The sequence below is a fragment of the Pseudomonas sp. MYb327 genome (assembly GCF_040438925.1).
In the GTDB taxonomy this organism is placed as follows: Bacteria; Pseudomonadota; Gammaproteobacteria; order Pseudomonadales; family Pseudomonadaceae; genus Aquipseudomonas.
The window spans coordinates 4,169,771-4,185,536 of record NZ_CP159258.1; the positions used below are offsets into that span (position 1 = coordinate 4,169,771).

The following is a 15,766-nucleotide window of genomic DNA, read 5'->3' on the forward strand; positions in this document are numbered from 1 at the left end:
TGGCCTCTCCATCCTCGGTGGTGGCCAATGACTGAACAATCTGAACTCAAAACCATCGGCCTGACACCGGCCATCTACTGCGCGGATCAACCGCTGTTTCATGTCACTCGCGGGGTTCCTCTTGGTGATGCGTTGTCCATGGCTTCCGATTTTCTGTTCCTGGCCAAGGCGCTCACTGAAGATGCTGCTTATGCCAGAGACACTGATCGTCGTGCTTGGGCTGCGCATTATTTGACTTCGATGAGTAAGGCGTTGGTGGATGATGCGGTGAAGGTGCTGACTCGGGATCGGGTTTATGTGCCGGTGTCCAAGCGGGCGGGGGCTAAGGCTGAGGGTTAGTGGTTGAGGCCTGTGGGGGTGGTTTGTGAGGGTGGTGGCTGATTCGGCATTTGTGTTGGCTGAGTGGGCGCTATCGCTGGCAAGCCAGCTCCCACAGGGGTTGCGCGTGATGACTGGCATACAGGATTAGCCCCGAGGTTTCGGGGCTATTTAGTATTCGACTCTGGGTATGGCTTTGCGCTTAAAGCGCAATAGATCAACGCATCAGCACGCAAGGTTCAATGCCTGCGGCTCTGTGTACTTCAGAGAGCCTGAAACTTCATGTAACTGAGTCAAATTGACCGGAAAGCGAGCGGCCCGACAATCTCCCCCAGCAGCCAACAACGAAAGTCTTTTTCGGCATCACAAGGACGTATCAATGCGGCAAATCGCCCTCAGCAACAAGCCACTCAGAGGCATTCATCGTCGCCTTCGCGCTCTGGAATACTGGGCCTCCGGTTTTCGCGACCAATTTTACCCGCGATCTGTGCACATGGAGCGCTACACACATTGGAAGATTCCGGTGCACGAGGCCCTCGTCCAAGGCCCTCAGGCCAGGATCGAAGTTAAAGCCTTCTGCATTCAGCAACTCCTCGAAGCGGCTAGCCATCTCTCCAGCGCCGCTGACCACTCACAGGGTTATTACCGGGTCGCTTGCCTGCTGGTGTGGCCATGGGTTCATCAGAGCGAGATCACCCTCTTCTATGACCGGGACTACTATCTGGGTTTTCTCGGTGACACCAACTCGCTCAAGCCAGAGCGGATCAGTCATGCCTTGGCGTTGCGCACACCAGCGCAGTTCATCGAGCACGGGCATGACGTCACTCAACCTGACGATGAGGTCGCAGTGCAGTGGTGGTGCATTGGGGAACCGGCCTGACGGCTTTGGCGAGCAGGCTCGCTAAAGGAAGCGCTATCGCGAGCTCCCACAGGGGTTGTGGTGAGTGGCAGGCATCGGTTGGCCCTGGTATGTGAGCGGGTTTGCGGTGCATCTCAGCATTGAGGGCGGTTGGGCTGGCGCTATCGCCAGCAGGGCTAGTCCCACAGGGGGATGCGCATCAGCAGGGAGTGCGCGTCAGCCCTGGGTTTCGGGGTTTCGATTAGAGCGGGTCAGAGCAGGTGTTGGGAGATCAGTTTTGAGATTTCTACCATGGACGTCCTGCCGGTGAATTCGAATTGAACTTTGCCCAGGGACGAGAAGTAGATCTCCAGTTCCGAATCCAGGTCGAAGGTGCCGGAGGTTTCTACGGAGTAGGCGACGATGTTTTTGTAGGGCAGTGAGGTGAAGTCTTTTTTGCTGCCGGTGAGGCCCTGAACGTTGACGGCGATGATGCGTTTGTTGGTGAATACGACGCCGTCGCGCATGGATTTGTAAGCGTCGATTACCTGCTCGCCTTCCAACAGCAGGGCACTGACGCGTTCTGCGTATTCTTCGTTTTGCTTGAGTTTGAAGAAGCCTTTGTTGTTGAAATCAATCATGTGCTTTTCCCTGTTTACTGGCGGAGAGTTCCGGGCTGATCGTGACGTACCTGAGCATCGGGGTAAATCAAGACAGGGGAATTTCCCACAAGCTGCACAGAAAACGGCGACGCAAATTGTGACAGGGTGAAACCGGGGCATTACGCGCCCCGGTCTGACGCTCTACAGGTCACGCGTCAGAAATGCACCTTCAGCAACAGACTCAACGCATTCTGGTCTGTTTCAAATCCTGAAGTGTCTTCAATCCCGTATTTATTCGACCAGTAATCCCACTCGATCCCCGCATAAAACTGCTTCTGCCGTTGCCCCAGCGCCTTGCCCACGTCGTATTTGATCTGTGGATTAAAGTGAAAGCTCTTGGCCACGTAGTTGGAGGTGCCTTTGTTGCCGACGTCGTTGACGTACCACTCCAGGTAGCCGTCGAAGAGGATGTCCGAGCGGCCCACCGGGAGGGTCATGGACCAGGTGGGGTTGATCTGCCATTGGCCGGAGGCTTTGCCGGTGATGCCGTCGGGTTTGCGGTAGTAGGTGTTCAGGGAGAAGCGATCGAACCCTGGCAAGGCGAGGTCGACGGCGGGGCCGAGCAGATATTTGCGGTTGCGGTCTTTGCCGCGTTCGTAGGTGGCGGCGATGAGCACGTCCTTGACGATGCCGTAGCTCAGGGACCGGTCGCTGATTTTGCCCAGGGACAGGCGCGGGGAGAATTCACCGTAGTAGGAATAGCCGTCGTCACCCGAGAGGCCGTTGGACCATTTGTTGTCGACGAACATGAAGACGTCGCCCCAGGTCCAGCCGCTGGCGTGTTCGAAGCTCACCGTTTGCTGGGTGTCGTCGCCGGTGCCGTCGACTTTGAAGTGCTGGCCGTAGAGGTAGCTCAGGCTGTTGTCGTTCCACAACATCGGGCCGGCTTCGACGCCGGCGCTGGCCAGGGCGAACAGCGGCAGCAGGCTGCGACGCAGCAGTGAAGGTGCAAGTAATGGAATACGCGATGCTTTCATGGGCTGCCCTTGTCAGGTGATTGGCGGATATCACCGGCAAGGCGTGCCCGAGCTGCGGGTTAGCCACTGTTCTGGCCCTCAATTTACTGAGGGGCGCCCCTTGCCGGGTACGCGGCGTAATGCCGCCAGAGCAATGCCCTGCACCTTGGGTCCTATATGGAGCCACTCAGTGCTGACCGCTTCTACTCGATACGGGACTTAGCACGGGTTGTGCCAACTGATCGAATACAATCAGCAAGCCTTATTCAGCACAATCCACGATTGAAACTGCACACTCCATCCGCGAATACGCTGCGCACCAACTTGAGGCTCGTCCAAAAAATTCGCACCATCGCGATTCATCCCCCCACTGCTCCCCGAGCGCCTGAAACGCCGAATCCCCTCACAGCGCGGTAGCAACAACTTGGCACACTTCTGGCTTTAGCTCCCCTCGAGTAGAAGCGGTCAGTGCCAGCCATGGCACCGGGCATTGCTCTTGCGCCCTTCCCTATGGGCGTACGTCCGATTGGATGCTTGAACGCGGCGCCAACGCCCCGGGCAAGAGAGAAGTGTTAGCCGCGTGACTACGTCTTGGCGCCCTCTCTCTTCCCACGTTCTCTCTCCAATCGGTCCCTCGCTGGCGTGCCGATTGGCGCGCGGCGGTTTTCGAATCGTTGTGGAGAACACATCATGAAAATTCGCTTTGCCTTGGGTCAACCGCTTCGCTCGTTGCTGGCCATGGCCCTCGTGCCCGCTGCCCTGATAGCGTCTCCGCTGGCCTTGGCTAATGACAAGGTGGTGCTGCTCACTTCCTGGTATGCCCAGGCCGAACAGGGTGGTTTTTACCAGGCCCTGGCCGATGGCTTGTACGAGAAAGAAGGCCTGGACGTGACCATTCGCATGGGTGGGCCGCAGGTCAATGGCATGCAGTTGCTGGTCAACAAACAGGCCGACTTCATCGTCAACTACGACTTGCAGATCCTCAAGAGCGTGGAGCAAGGCCTGCCGGTGGTGGCCGTGGCCGCGCCGTTTCAGGGCGACCCACAAGGATTGCTGACTCATGCGGACGTCAGCGGCCTGGACGCCTTGCAGAACAAGCAGGTGCTGGTGTCCACCTCGGGCCAGCAAACCTGGTGGCCGTGGCTCAAGGCCAAGTACCAACTCAAGGACAGCCAGGCCCGGCCCTACACCTTCAACCTGCAACCTTTCCTCGCGGACGCCAACACCACGCAGCAGGCCTATGCCAGTTCCGAATTGTTCCAGGCGCTGAAGACCGGGGAGAAAGCCAACTTTTTCCTGTTTGCCGACGCCGGCTACCCGCCTTACGGCTCGACCCTGGCCACCCGCCAGGACGTGATCGATCAGCACCCCGACCGGGTCCAGCGTTTTGTTCGCGCCTCGATGGAGGGCTGGAAGCGCTACCTGGACAACCCGAGCGCCAACCATTTGATCAAGGCCGACAACCCGAACATGAGCGATGAGCTGCTCGCCTGGGGCTTGTCGACTCTCAAGCAATATCGCCTGGTCACCGGCGGTGATGCCGCCACCCAGGGCATCGGTGTGATGAGCGATGCGCGCTGGCAGGCCACCCGCAATTTCATGGTCGAAGCCGGCCTGCTCGGTGCCGATGCGCCTTGGCAGAAGGCCTATACCACGCGCTTCGTCCAGGACTTGAAAGTGCTGCCGACCGCCGAACAGGCCGCCAGCCGCTAAGCCAAATTGCAACGCTGAACCCAAAGCCCGGGCCCAAGAGCCGGCTGAATGAATACCGTGAGGACACTTTTTATGTTGGTCACCAAACAACCCGTCTTGCGCCGTTTCTGGTACGCCCTGCTGCCCATGACCGCGCTGGATGCCGGCCCTCAACCCTTCACGCTGCTGGGTGAAGCCCTGGTGCTGTGGAAGCGCCCCGACGGCACCCCGGTGGCCATGCGCGACCGCTGCTGCCACCGCACCGCCAAGCTGTCCAAGGGCTTTGTCAGCGAGGACGGCAACATTGCCTGCGGCTATCACGGCTGGGAATACGACTGCACCGGCACCTGCGTGAAGATCCCGCAGAACCCCGCGGGCATGATCCCGCCGGGCGCCTCGGTCCAGGCCTTTCACTGCCAGGAAAAATACGGCTACGCCTGGGTCGCCCTCGACGATCCGCTGCAACCCATCCCCGAGTTTCCCGAAGACGGCGCCCCGGGCTACCGGCGCATCTTTCAGTTTTATGAAGAGTGGAAAACCAGCCCACTGCGGGTCATGGAAAACTCCTTCGACAACTCGCACTTTTCCTTCGTCCACAAGGCCAACTTCGGCCTGTTCGACCAGCCGGCGCCGGCCGGCTACGAGTTCCGCGAAACCGATTACGGCTTCGAGGCCGAAACCCGAGTGCCGATCCGCAACCCCGAAGAAAGCTATCGCATCACCGGCACCCGCGAACCGATCACCCAGCGCCACCTGATCAACCGTTATTACCTGCCCTTCTCCCGGCGCTTTGGCTGCATGTACCCGGACAGCGGCATCCACCACATCATCTACAACTGCGCGACACCCATGGAAGACGGGCGCCTGATGCTGGTCCAGTGGCTGTACCGCAACGACAGCGAGGAGCAATGCTCGACCCAGGAACTGATCGATTGGGACGCGGCGATCACCGCCGAAGACCGCGACATTCTGGAAGCCACCGACTACGACGCCTGTGTCGACACCCGGCGCAGGGTGGAGCTGCACATGCCGTCTGACAAGCCCGGCCTGGTGATTCGCCGGCAACTGCTGAGCCTGCTCGAAGCCCATGGCGAAAGCGAAGTGTTCCTCAGCCACTGAGTTCAGCGCCCCGGTGCGCCGGGGCTTATCCGGTCGCTCATGACCCCAGGGGAGAGCGCTATGTTGATGCAAACCATAACTCCTGCCGACGCCCGGCCACAGGCGTTGCCCGACACCGACAGCGTCGGTGTGCAAACGCCACTGTTCGCCAACCAGGTGGAAAAAACCTACAGCAATGGCACCCAGGCCTTGAGCCGGGTGAAGCTGGCGATTCAGCGCGGCGAATTCGTCTCATTGCTCGGCCCTTCGGGCTGTGGCAAGAGCACCTTGCTGAAGATGTTCGCCGGCCTCGAACAACCCTCCGCCGGCCATGTGCGCTGGTGGGGCAAGGACAGCCCGGCCAGCCCGACGCAGGGTCAAAGCCTGGCCATGGTGTTCCAGGAGGCGACCCTGATGCCGTGGGCCCGGGTCAGCGATAACGTGCGCCTGCCCCTGGACCTGGCCGGTGTGCCCAAGGCACAGAGCCAGCCCAAGGTCGACGCGGCCCTGGCCCTGGTCGGCCTGGACCGCTTCAGCCAGGTGTACCCGCGGGAGCTGTCCGGCGGCATGCAAATGCGCGCATCCATCGCCCGCGCCTTGGCCACCGAGCCCAATCTGCTGCTGATGGATGAACCCTTCGGCGCCCTCGACGAGTTCACTCGCAACAAGCTCGACAGTGACCTGCGCCAGCTGTGGGCCAGCCGCGACCTGACCGTGGTGTTCGTCACCCACAGCATCTTCGAGGCGGTGTACCTGTCGTCGCGGGTGGTGGTGATGGGCGCGCGTCCGGGCCGGGTGATCGCCGACATCGAGATCGACGGCCCCCTGGAGCGGGACGAGGCCTACCGCACCTCCCCGGCCTTTATCGAGCAGTGCGCACGCCTGTCCCGGCTGCTGGCCCAGGCCAATGGCGACATTTGCTGATTCCCTACGAGAGCCCAATCATGAGCCCATCCTTTACTCCCTGGTTGCGACACCCCACGGTGTTGCGCATCGTCTCGCCGCTGCTGCTCGGCGCCGTGTTGCTGAGTCTGTGGCAACTGGCCTGCGTGGCCTGGAAAGTGCCGGTGTACCTGGTGCCCTCCCCGGCCGACATCGGCCGCACCCTGGTCAGCGATGGCCCGATGTTGCTCGGTGCGTTGTGGATGACCTTGAAGATCACCTTCTTCTCGTTCGCCCTGGCGGTGCTGATCGGCACTTTGGCGGCCTTTGTCTTTGTGCAGAGCCGGGTGCTTGAAGCCAGCCTGTTTCCCTACGCCATCCTGTTACAGGTCACGCCGGTGGTGGCCGTGGCGCCGCTGATCATCATCTGGTGCAGCAACACCACGCTGGCGTTGGTGATTTGCGCGACCCTGGTGGCGATTTTCCCGATCATCGCCAACACCGTACTCGGCCTGCGCAGCGTCAACCCCGGCCTGCTCAATCTGTTCCGCCTGAACCGCGCCAGCCGCTGGCAGGTACTGCTGCGCCTGCGCATTCCCAGCGCCCTGCCGTGTTTTTTTGCCGGGCTGCGCATTGCCAGCGGGTTGGCGTTGATCGGCGCGGTGGTGGCGGAGTTCGTCGCGGGCACCGGGGGCACTGGCGCCGGGCTGGCGTACCAGATTCTCCAGGCCGGCTTTCAACTGAATATTCCAAGGCTTTTCGCCGCCCTGCTGCTGATCGCCCTGACCGGTGTCGCATTGTTCAGCCTGATGGCCGTGCTGGCCCGGTTGAGCCTGCGCAACTGGCACGAAAGCGAACTCGGCTAACCCTTTGAGTCCGCCGCAGGCGCGGCGTATGGAGCCTCACATGACGTTTGAAAACAGCTGGCTGGTACGTAACGCCAGCGCCATTCTCACCGGGTTGTCCGGCGCAGCGGCGCGCCATGCCGGGCCTGATATTCGCATCGTCGACGGGCGCATCGCCGCCATCGGCGCCCTGCAACTCCTGCCCGGGGAGCGCGTTCTGGATGCCACCGATTGCGTGGTCTACCCGGCGTGGGTCAATACCCACCATCACCTGTTTCAGTCGCTGCTCAAGGGCATTCCCGCAGGTATCGACCAGAGCCTGGGGGCCTGGTTGGGCGCTGTGCCCTATCGCTATCGCGGCCTGTTTGACGAGCAGAGCTTTCGCCTGGCCGCGCGCATTGGCCTGGTTGAATTGGCGCGCTCCGGCTGCGCCACCGTCGCCGACCACCATTACCTGTACTTGCCGGGTATGGCCTTTGACAGTGCCGAGGTGCTGTTCGAGGAAGCCGAACGCCTGGGGCTGCGTTTTGTCCTGTGCCGGGGCGGCGCCACACAAGCACGACAAGCCGAAGGCATGGCGGTGGCCGGGCCGGAAACACTGGAGCAGTACCTGAACGACGTTGAGCGCTTGGTGCGGCGTTATCACGACCCGGCCGCCGATGCCTGGCGACGGGTGGTGATGGCGCCCACCAGCCCTCCCTACTCCATGCCGGCGGAGCATCTGCGCGAAACCGCCCGAGTCGCCCGGCGATTGGGCATTCGCCTGCACAGCCACCTGAGCGAAACCGTCGAATATCAAAACGAGGTTCAGCAACGCCACGGCATGTCGCCGGTGGCGTTCTGTGCCGAGCAGGAGTGGCTGGGGCCGGACGTGTGGTTCGCCCATCTGGTGAAACTCGATGCGGAGGAAATCCAGATGCTCGGAGCCAGCGGCACGGGCATCGCTCATTGCCCGCAAAGCAATGGCCGCCTGGGCAGCGGCATCGCCGATGTGGTGGCCATGGAAGCCGCCGGGATGCAGGTATCGATCGGCGTGGACGGCGCCGCCTCGAACGAGGCCTGCGACATGATCAGCGAAACCCACGCCGCCTGGCTGATGCAGCGGGCCAAGGCCGGCGAACGGACCCGCCCGCGGTATGCCGGCGGCAACGAGGAAGGCGGTGCCCACGCGGCCACGGTGGAAGACGTGGTGCGCTGGGGAACCGCCGGCGGTGCCAAGGTGCTGGGGCTGGACGCCGTGGGCAGCCTGCAGGTGGGCATGGCCGCCGACCTGGCGATCTACCGTCTCGACCAGCCGCGCTACTTCGGCCTGCACGACCCGGCGATCGGCCCGGTGGTAGGCGGCGGACGCCCGACCTTGCGCGCCATGCTGGTGGGCGGGCGGTTGACCGTCGACAACGACCAGTTGCCCGACCTCGACCTGGCCGAACTCGGCGCCCAGGCCCGGGACGCGGTGCGCCGCTTGCAGCAGGCCGCAGGAGTCCGCGCATGAGCTGGTCTGCCCTGCACGTGCGCAGCCTGCGCCTGGAAGCCGACGATGTGCTGGGTATCGAATTAGCACCCGTCGACGCCGCGCCCATGCCCTTTAGCTGGGCCGCCGGCGCCCATGTCGACCTGCGCCTGGGCAACGGCGCAGTGCGCCAGTATTCGGTGCTGAGCCTGCCGGAAGATGGTCACCTGTACCTGGGGATCAAGCGCGAGCCGGCCTCCCGAGGTGGCTCGCGCTGGCTGCACGAGCAACTGCGCCTGGGTGCGCAGATCGAAGTCAGTGCGCCACGCAATTTGTTCGCCCTGCAACCGGGCAGCGGGCCGGTGACGCTGGTGGCGGCGGGCATCGGTATTACGCCGTTGCTACCGATGTATCGCCAATGCCTTGCCGAAGGCCGTCCCGTACGCTTGCTTTATTTCACCCGGGAGACACGCCAGGCGCCTTTCATCCAGCGCCTGGGCGCCGACGTCCAGTGGTACGGCGGCTTGCGCGCCGGGCAAATCGCCGAGCTGTTGGCCAGGCAATTTCCCGCGTGGCAGACCGAAGCGGGTTTGTACTGCTGCGGCCCGACCGGCTTCATGGACACCGTCGAACAGGCGGCGCTCAAGGCGAACTGGCCGGCCACAGCCCTGTATCGCGAGCACTTCCAGGCCCAGCAGCCCGCGACCCCTGAGGCGCACAGCTTTTCACTGGAGCTGCGACGCAGTGGTTGTGAGGTCCAGGTGCAAACCGGTGAAAACCTGATCCAGGCGGCTTCGCGGGCCGGGGTCAATCTGGAATTTTCCTGTGGCATGGGCATGTGCGGCGCTTGCGTGTGCCGGGTGCTTGAAGGCGAACCGGAGCACCGGGATGAATGCCTGAGTGACGCTCAGCGCCAGAGCGGGGAATGGATCGCGGCCTGTGTGTCCGGGTGTCGCGGCCAACGGTTGGTGCTGGATGCCTGAGCGGTGAGGCATGAGGCCCGTTAAAGCGGGCCTGGTTGGCCGTCCATAAATGCCCAACCTCACATTTGTGCCGCACTCTTCTAGACTTAATAGGTGGTCGCAGACAGAACCAAGCACGTCGCTTTGGTGCAACTGAATCAACGCCCCCGTGGCAATCTGGCTTTTATGCCCCTATTGAGGCGCGGCGAAGACCGTGCCGGGCACAACAAGATGCCCGCCAAGGGTGCCCTGGCCACCGGCCTGAAAATCCACGATGCCGTGACGTGGTGTGAATGCCGCAGCCGACACTTTCGGACGACCGACGACCTTCTGGTTTGTCCGTGACCGTGAGGATTGCTGAATGCCTGATGAGTTGTTGCACCTGCCTGTGGTCAACAGTCTGCTGGAGCGCCATAAGAGCACCCCGGGTGCGCTGTTGCCCATTCTTCATGATATTCAGGAGCGTATCGGTTACGTCCCCGATGCCGCCGTCCCCGAGATTGCCCATGCCCTCAACCTGAGCCAGGCCGAGGTTCGCGGGGTGATCAGTTTTTACCATGACTTCCGTACTGAACCGCCCGCGCGGCATATCCTGCGTCTGTGCCGGGCCGAGTCGTGCCAGAGCCGCGGCGCCGAGCAGCTTGCCGCGCAGTTGCGCGAGCGTCTGCAACTGGATGATCACGGCAGCAGTGCCGACGGCAGTATCAGTTTGCGTCCTGTTTATTGCCTGGGGGCGTGTGCCTGTTCGCCGGCGCTGGAGCTGGATGGTCGGGTGCATGCGCGGCTGAGTGCCGAGCGGCTGGATGCGTTGCTCGATGCTTGCCGGGAGGACGCGTGATGCCGACTCTTTATTTGCCTTGTGATTCGCTGGCCCGTGCCGTGGGGGCCGATGAGGTGGCGGTGGCGCTGATCACGCAGGCTCAGGAACGTAATTTGCCGCTGGAGTTGCAGCGCACCAGTTCTCGCGGTTTGTATTGGCTGGAACCGTTGCTGGAAGTTGATAGCCCGCAAGGTCGGATCGGCTTTGGGCCGCTGACGGCTGCCGATGTGCCGTCGGTGCTTGAAGCGCTGAACAATCCATCCGCTCATCCGCTGGCCTTGGGGCTGGTAGAAGAGCTGCCTTATCTCAAGTCTCAACAACGCCTGCTATTCGCCCGCGCCGGCATTACCCGGCCGCTGTCGCTGGATGATTACCGGGCCCATGGCGGTTTCGAAGGTTTAACCAGGGCCGTCAGTATTGGCGGCGAGCAGACCTCGACCGCCGTGTTCGACTCAGGCCTGCGTGGCCGTGGCGGTGCGGCCTTCCCCGCCGGGATCAAATGGCGCACGGTGCGCGGCACTCAGGCTGCGCAGAAGTACATCGTGTGCAACGCCGACGAAGGCGACTCCGGCACTTTTGCCGACCGTATGTTGATGGAAGGCGATCCCTTCCTGCTGATCGAAGGCATGGCCATTGCCGGCATTACCGTCGGCGCCACTTTCGGCTACATCTATGTGCGTTCGGAATATCCGGATGCCGTGGCGACGTTGCGCGCAGCGCTGAACATCGCCCGAACTGCAGGTTACCTCGGCGCCAACGTCGGCGGCAGCGGCTTGGCCTTCGATATGGAAGTGCGCGTCGGTGCGGGTGCTTACATCTGCGGTGAAGAGACCGCGCTGCTGGATTCGCTCGAAGGCAAGCGCGGGATCGTTCGCGCCAAGCCGCCGATTCCGGCCTTGCAGGGGTTGTTCGGCTTGCCGACGCTGGTGCACAACGTGCTGACGTTGGCCTCGGTGCCGCTGATTCTGGCCAAGGGGGCGCAGTTCTACCGCGACTACGGCATGGGCCGTTCCCTGGGCACCATGCCGTTTCAACTGGCGGGCAATATTCGTCACGGCGGGCTGGTGGAACGGGCCTTTGGCCTGACCTTGCGCGAACTGGTGGAAGACTACGGCGGAGGCACCGCCAGTGGCCGGCCGCTGAAGGCTGCGCAGGTGGGCGGTCCGCTCGGCGCCTGGGTGCCACCTTCGCAATTCGATACGCCGCTGGATTACGAAGCCTTCGCCGCCATGGGCGCGATGCTCGGGCACGGTGGTGTGGTGGTGGCTGACGACAGCCTCGACATGGCCCGCATGGCGCGTTTCGCCATGCAGTTCTGCGCCGAGGAATCCTGTGGCAAATGCACGCCGTGCCGCATCGGTTCGACTCGCGGCGTCGAGGTGATCGACCGTCTGCTGGCGGCACCCGACCAAAACAGCCGCGATGCGCAGGTGATCATCCTCAAGGACCTGTGCGACACCCTGCAATACGGTTCGCTGTGCGCGTTGGGTGGCATGACGTCTTATCCCGTGGCCAGCGCCCTCAAGCACTTCCCCGCTGACTTCGGTCTGCAAGCCTCGGAGGCCGAGCAATGATCACTCTCTTCGACCCGAAAACAGACATTGACCTTGGTACTCCGGCCCGCGACAGCCAGGTGCAAGTCACCCTGAACATCGACGGCCGCAGCATCAGCGTGCCTGAAGGCACTTCGGTGATGCGCGCCGCCGCGCTGCTCGGCACCACCATTCCCAAACTCTGTGCCACCGACAGCCTGGAAGCCTTCGGCTCCTGCCGCATGTGCCTGGTGGAGATCGACGGCATGCGCGGCTACCCGGCGTCCTGCACCACGCCGGTCACGGAAGGCATGAGCGTGCACACCCAGACGCCCAAGCTCGCGACGCTGCGCCGTAACGTCATGGAGTTGTACATCTCGGATCACCCGCTGGACTGCCTGACCTGCTCGGCCAACGGCAACTGCGAGCTGCAAACCGTGGCCGGTCAGGTCGGCCTGCGGGAAGTGCGCTACGGCTATGAAGGCGAGAACCATCTGGCCGATGTGAAGGACACGTCCAACCCCTATTTCGATTACGACCCGAGCAAGTGCATCGTCTGCAACCGCTGTGTGCGTGCCTGCGAAGAAACCCAGGGCACCTTTGCCTTGACCATCACCGGGCGCGGTTTTGAATCCCGTGTCGCGGCTGCCGGTGGGGATAACTTCCTCGACTCGGAATGCGTGTCCTGCGGCGCCTGTGTGCAGGCTTGCCCTACCGCGACGCTGATGGAAAAAAGCGTGGTCGAACTGGGGCAACCCGAACGCAGTGTGATCACCACGTGTGCCTATTGCGGCGTGGGCTGCTCGTTCCGTGCCGAGATGAAAGGCGACCAACTGGTGCGCATGGTGCCGGACAAGAACGGCCAGGCCAACCACGGCCACTCCTGCGTCAAAGGGCGTTTTGCCTGGGGCTACGCCACCCACCCGGATCGCATCACCAAGCCGATGATCCGCAAACACATCAGCGACCCGTGGCAGGAAGTCAGCTGGGATGAAGCGGTGACTTACGCCGCCAGTGAATTCCGTCGCCTGCAACAGAAATACGGCCGCGATTCCATTGGTGGCATCACCTCCAGCCGTTGCACCAACGAAGAAACCTATCTGGTACAGAAACTGGTGCGTGCGGCTTTCGGCAACAACAACGTCGACACCTGTGCGCGGGTTTGTCATTCGCCGACCGGTTATGGTTTGAAGCAAACGTTGGGGGAATCTGCCGGCACCCAGAGTTTTGATTCGGTGATGAAGGCCGACGTGATCCTGGTGATGGGCGCCAACCCTAGCGACGCTCACCCGGTGTTCGCTTCGCAACTCAAGCGCCGTTTGCGTGAAGGGGCGCGGCTGATTGTCATCGACCCGCGTCGCATTGATCTGGTGGATACGGTGCATGCCCGCGCCGAGTATCACCTGGCTTTGCGCCCCGGTACCAACGTCGCCATGCTCAATGCTCTGGCCCACGTCATCGTGACTGAAGGACTGCTCAAACAAGACTTTATCGACGCCCGTTGCGAGGGCAGCGACTTCGCGATCTGGAGTGAATTCGTCAGCCGCGCGGAAAATTCGCCGGAAGCCCTCGGCCCAATCTGCGGTGTACCCGCTGCCGATATCCGTGCCGCTGCACGTTTGTATGCCACGGGCGGCAACGCGGCGATCTACTACGGCCTCGGCGTCACCGAGCACAGTCAGGGCAGCACCTCGGTAATGGGCATCGCCAACCTCGCCATGGCCACCGGCAACATCGGCCGTGAAGGCGTGGGCGTGAACCCGCTGCGTGGGCAGAACAACGTGCAGGGTTCCTGTGACATGGGCTCCTTTCCCCATGAGTTGCCCGGCTATCGGCACGTCTCCAACGAGGTGGTACGAGCGCAGTTCGAACAGGCCTGGAACGTCACCCTGCAACCCGACCCGGGACTGCGCATCCCCAACATGTTCGAGGCGGCGCTGGGCGGCAGTTTCAAAGGACTGTATTGCCAGGGCGAAGACATCGCCCAGAGCGACCCGAATACCCAGCACGTCACCGCAGCCCTGTCGGCCATGGAATGCATCGTGGTGCAGGACATTTTCCTCAACGAGACCGCCAAGTTCGCCCACGTGTTTTTGCCGGGTAGTTCGTTCCTGGAAAAGGACGGCACCTTCACAAACGCAGAACGACGGATCTCCCGTGTGCGCAAGGTCATGGAACCGCTGGGTGGCAAGGCTGACTGGGAAGGCACCGTGGCCCTGGCCAACGCCTTGGGTTACCCGATGAGCTACCAGCATCCATCGCAAATCATGGATGAAATCGCCAGCCTGACGCCGACCTTCACCAACGTCAGCTACGCCGAACTGGATCGCCACGGCAGCCTGCAATGGCCGTGCAACGCGGCGGCACCGGACGGCACGCCGACCATGCACATCGAGGAATTCGTGCGCGGCAAGGGGCGCTTCATGCTCACCGGTTACGTGCCGACCGAGGAGAAGGTCAACGCTCGCTATCCGTTGCTGCTGACCACCGGTCGCATCCTCAGCCAGTACAACGTCGGCGCGCAAACCCGGCGTACCGACAACGTTGCCTGGCACGACGAAGATCGCCTGGAAATCCACCCGACCGACGCTGAGAGCCGTGGCATCAACGAAGGTGACTGGGTCGGCATCGGCAGCCGCGCCGGGCAGACCGTGCTGCGCGCGCGGATCACCGAACGGGTCGCGCCGGGCGTGGTGTACACCACGTTCCACTTCCCGGAATCGGGGGCCAACGTGATCACCACCGACAACTCGGACTGGGCTACAAACTGTCCGGAGTACAAGGTCACCGCCGTGGAAGTCAGCCGCGTTTATCACCCTTCGGAATGGCAGAAGCGCTTCCAGGAATTCAGCGATGAGCAGCATCGGTTGCTGAAAGAACGTCGGCACCCCGAGAAAGCCGAGGTACGCAAATGAGTACCGACAACCTGATCAAGATGGCCAACCAGATCGGCCAGTACTTTGCTACGCAACCGGACCAGGAACAGGCAGTGCTGGGCGTGCGCAATCACCTGCAGATGTTCTGGGCGCCGAGCATGCGCAAGGAATTGCTGGCCTGGCAGACGGAGCATAAAGGGGCGGATTTGCATCCGCTGGTGCAGGCGGCGGTGAGTGGCGCGGGCTGGTAGCGACTGAATAAACACAATACTTGTAGGAGCCGGCTTGCTGGCGATGGCGGTTGGTTAGGCGACATCTGTGTCGACTGTATGTCCACCATCGCCAGCAAGCCGGCTCCTACAGCTTGAGCATGGGTGTAACGATTGCCCTACTCCTTATGCCCCGTCGTCCCTACCGCCACTTCAATCGCCCGAACGCTGACCGCTGCAAATATCGCGGTCATCAGCACGCCGTTGAATCCAAGCAATAACGCCAGTACCCGCGAGATACCGAGCTTGGGCACCAGCTCTCCGTAACCAATGGTCAAACCGGTCACGAAGCCGAAATAGATGCCGTCCATGGGCTTCCAGCCTTCCAGATAGCCGATGATGAAGCCGAACAGCACAATCAGGAAAACCAGAACGGAGAAGATCGGCCAGACGACTCGCAAGTAAAAACCGACTGCTTTGAAAAATTCTCGACGGACGTGCGCTGCATGAGTGGTGTTCATGTCATGGGCTTCCTGAGGATGGTATGAGCTGATGGCGAATTTAAACTCCATTAGCTTGGCACAAGCGCTGGAAACCGCTGGCGGATGGCACGATTCCGTCGCGGC

16 protein-coding genes are annotated in these 15,766 nt (G+C 62.1%); 13 read left to right on the forward strand and 3 right to left on the reverse strand.

The window, feature by feature from the left end; all coding sequences use genetic code 11:
• Positions 1-27: 27 nt before the first annotated feature.
• The gene (locus ABVN21_RS18830; protein ID WP_339553440.1) at positions 28-339 is read left to right on the forward strand and encodes a DUF3077 domain-containing protein; all 312 of its coding nucleotides are present in this window, start codon (positions 28-30) and stop codon (positions 337-339) included.
• Between the two features lie 472 nt (positions 340-811).
• Entirely contained in the window at positions 812-1,198 is a 387-nt protein-coding gene (locus tag ABVN21_RS18835; RefSeq protein ID WP_339553439.1) for a DUF3916 domain-containing protein, read from the forward strand.
• Positions 1,199-1,428: 230 nt separating this feature from the next.
• On the opposite strand, the gene ABVN21_RS18840 is transcribed toward ABVN21_RS18835, so the two are convergent.
• Entirely contained in the window at positions 1,429-1,797 is a 369-nt protein-coding gene (locus ABVN21_RS18840) for a PH domain-containing protein (protein WP_339553438.1), read from the reverse strand.
• Positions 1,798-1,973: 176 nt separating this feature from the next.
• Positions 1,974-2,795 (reverse strand): outer membrane protein OmpK, encoded by an 822-nt coding sequence (locus ABVN21_RS18845; RefSeq protein WP_339553436.1) that lies wholly within the window; start codon positions 2,793-2,795, stop codon positions 1,974-1,976.
• A 669-nt stretch (positions 2,796-3,464) separates the two neighbouring features.
• Here ABVN21_RS18845 and ABVN21_RS18850 point away from each other — a divergent pair.
• The 11 genes from ABVN21_RS18850 to ABVN21_RS18900 all read left to right on the forward strand — a co-directional run bounded on the left by ABVN21_RS18850 (position 3,465) and on the right by ABVN21_RS18900 (position 15,182).
• Positions 3,465-4,487, forward strand: a complete 1,023-nt coding sequence (locus ABVN21_RS18850) for an ABC transporter substrate-binding protein (RefSeq protein ID WP_339553435.1) — start codon at positions 3,465-3,467, stop codon at positions 4,485-4,487.
• A 72-nt stretch (positions 4,488-4,559) separates the two neighbouring features.
• Positions 4,560-5,585 (forward strand): aromatic ring-hydroxylating dioxygenase subunit alpha, encoded by a 1,026-nt coding sequence (locus tag ABVN21_RS18855; RefSeq protein WP_339553434.1) that lies wholly within the window; start codon positions 4,560-4,562, stop codon positions 5,583-5,585.
• Positions 5,586-5,645: 60 nt separating this feature from the next.
• Complete coding sequence (locus tag ABVN21_RS18860; protein ID WP_339553433.1) at positions 5,646-6,488, forward strand: ABC transporter ATP-binding protein; 843 nt, start codon at positions 5,646-5,648, stop codon at positions 6,486-6,488.
• A gap of 95 nt (positions 6,489-6,583) precedes the next feature.
• A complete protein-coding gene (locus ABVN21_RS18865; RefSeq protein ID WP_339553519.1) occupies positions 6,584-7,312 on the forward strand; it encodes an ABC transporter permease in 729 nt (242 codons plus the stop codon).
• Between the two features lie 40 nt (positions 7,313-7,352).
• Positions 7,353-8,783 carry an amidohydrolase family protein gene (locus ABVN21_RS18870; protein ID WP_339553432.1) on the forward strand — a complete coding sequence of 477 codons (1,431 nt, stop codon included), beginning with the start codon at positions 7,353-7,355 and terminating at the stop codon, positions 8,781-8,783.
• On the forward strand, positions 8,780-9,724 hold the full coding sequence (locus ABVN21_RS18875) for a PDR/VanB family oxidoreductase (RefSeq protein ID WP_339553431.1): 945 nt from the start codon (positions 8,780-8,782) through the stop codon (positions 9,722-9,724). The genes ABVN21_RS18870 and ABVN21_RS18875 overlap by 4 nt, the downstream gene beginning before the upstream one ends.
• Before the next feature lie 165 nt (positions 9,725-9,889).
• Positions 9,890-10,048 carry a hypothetical protein gene (locus ABVN21_RS18880; RefSeq protein ID WP_339553430.1) on the forward strand — a complete coding sequence of 53 codons (159 nt, stop codon included), beginning with the start codon at positions 9,890-9,892 and terminating at the stop codon, positions 10,046-10,048.
• Positions 10,049-10,064: 16 nt separating this feature from the next.
• Positions 10,065-10,541: a formate dehydrogenase subunit gamma gene (locus tag ABVN21_RS18885; protein WP_339553429.1), complete on the forward strand. Its 477-nt coding sequence runs from the start codon at positions 10,065-10,067 to the stop codon at positions 10,539-10,541.
• Positions 10,541-12,097, forward strand: coding sequence for an NADH-ubiquinone oxidoreductase-F iron-sulfur binding region domain-containing protein (locus tag ABVN21_RS18890; RefSeq protein ID WP_339553428.1), 1,557 nt, complete (start codon positions 10,541-10,543; stop codon positions 12,095-12,097). The genes ABVN21_RS18885 and ABVN21_RS18890 overlap by 1 nt, the downstream gene beginning before the upstream one ends.
• Complete coding sequence (fdhF, locus tag ABVN21_RS18895; RefSeq protein ID WP_339553427.1) at positions 12,094-14,970, forward strand: formate dehydrogenase subunit alpha; 2,877 nt, start codon at positions 12,094-12,096, stop codon at positions 14,968-14,970. Before ABVN21_RS18890 ends, fdhF begins: the two co-directional genes overlap by 4 nt.
• Positions 14,967-15,182 carry a formate dehydrogenase subunit delta gene (locus ABVN21_RS18900; RefSeq protein WP_339553426.1) on the forward strand — a complete coding sequence of 72 codons (216 nt, stop codon included), beginning with the start codon at positions 14,967-14,969 and terminating at the stop codon, positions 15,180-15,182. Before fdhF ends, ABVN21_RS18900 begins: the two co-directional genes overlap by 4 nt.
• 137 nt (positions 15,183-15,319) lie before the next feature.
• Here the strand turns inward: ABVN21_RS18900 and ABVN21_RS18905 are convergent, their stop codons facing one another.
• Positions 15,320-15,661, reverse strand: coding sequence for a potassium channel family protein (locus ABVN21_RS18905; protein ID WP_339553425.1), 342 nt, complete (start codon positions 15,659-15,661; stop codon positions 15,320-15,322).
• Positions 15,662-15,766: the final 105 nt, after the last annotated feature.

Coding starts and splice junctions, on each gene's coding strand:
- ABVN21_RS18830 (WP_339553440.1), top strand. CDS start 28: ATGACTGAACAATCTGAACTCAAAACCATCGGCCTGACACCGGCCATC.
- ABVN21_RS18835 (WP_339553439.1), top strand. CDS start 812: ATGGAGCGCTACACACATTGGAAGATTCCGGTGCACGAGGCCCTCGTC.
- ABVN21_RS18840 (WP_339553438.1), bottom strand. CDS start 1,797: ATGATTGATTTCAACAACAAAGGCTTCTTCAAACTCAAGCAAAACGAA.
- ABVN21_RS18845 (WP_339553436.1), bottom strand. CDS start 2,795: ATGAAAGCATCGCGTATTCCATTACTTGCACCTTCACTGCTGCGTCGC.
- ABVN21_RS18850 (WP_339553435.1), top strand. CDS start 3,465: ATGAAAATTCGCTTTGCCTTGGGTCAACCGCTTCGCTCGTTGCTGGCC.
- ABVN21_RS18855 (WP_339553434.1), top strand. CDS start 4,560: ATGTTGGTCACCAAACAACCCGTCTTGCGCCGTTTCTGGTACGCCCTG.
- ABVN21_RS18860 (WP_339553433.1), top strand. CDS start 5,646: ATGTTGATGCAAACCATAACTCCTGCCGACGCCCGGCCACAGGCGTTG.
- ABVN21_RS18870 (WP_339553432.1), top strand. CDS start 7,353: ATGACGTTTGAAAACAGCTGGCTGGTACGTAACGCCAGCGCCATTCTC.
- ABVN21_RS18875 (WP_339553431.1), top strand. CDS start 8,780: ATGAGCTGGTCTGCCCTGCACGTGCGCAGCCTGCGCCTGGAAGCCGAC.
- ABVN21_RS18880 (WP_339553430.1), top strand. CDS start 9,890: ATGCCCCTATTGAGGCGCGGCGAAGACCGTGCCGGGCACAACAAGATG.
- ABVN21_RS18885 (WP_339553429.1), top strand. CDS start 10,065: ATGCCTGATGAGTTGTTGCACCTGCCTGTGGTCAACAGTCTGCTGGAG.
- ABVN21_RS18890 (WP_339553428.1), top strand. CDS start 10,541: ATGCCGACTCTTTATTTGCCTTGTGATTCGCTGGCCCGTGCCGTGGGG.
- fdhF (WP_339553427.1), top strand. CDS start 12,094: ATGATCACTCTCTTCGACCCGAAAACAGACATTGACCTTGGTACTCCG.
- ABVN21_RS18900 (WP_339553426.1), top strand. CDS start 14,967: ATGAGTACCGACAACCTGATCAAGATGGCCAACCAGATCGGCCAGTAC.
- ABVN21_RS18905 (WP_339553425.1), bottom strand. CDS start 15,661: ATGAACACCACTCATGCAGCGCACGTCCGTCGAGAATTTTTCAAAGCA.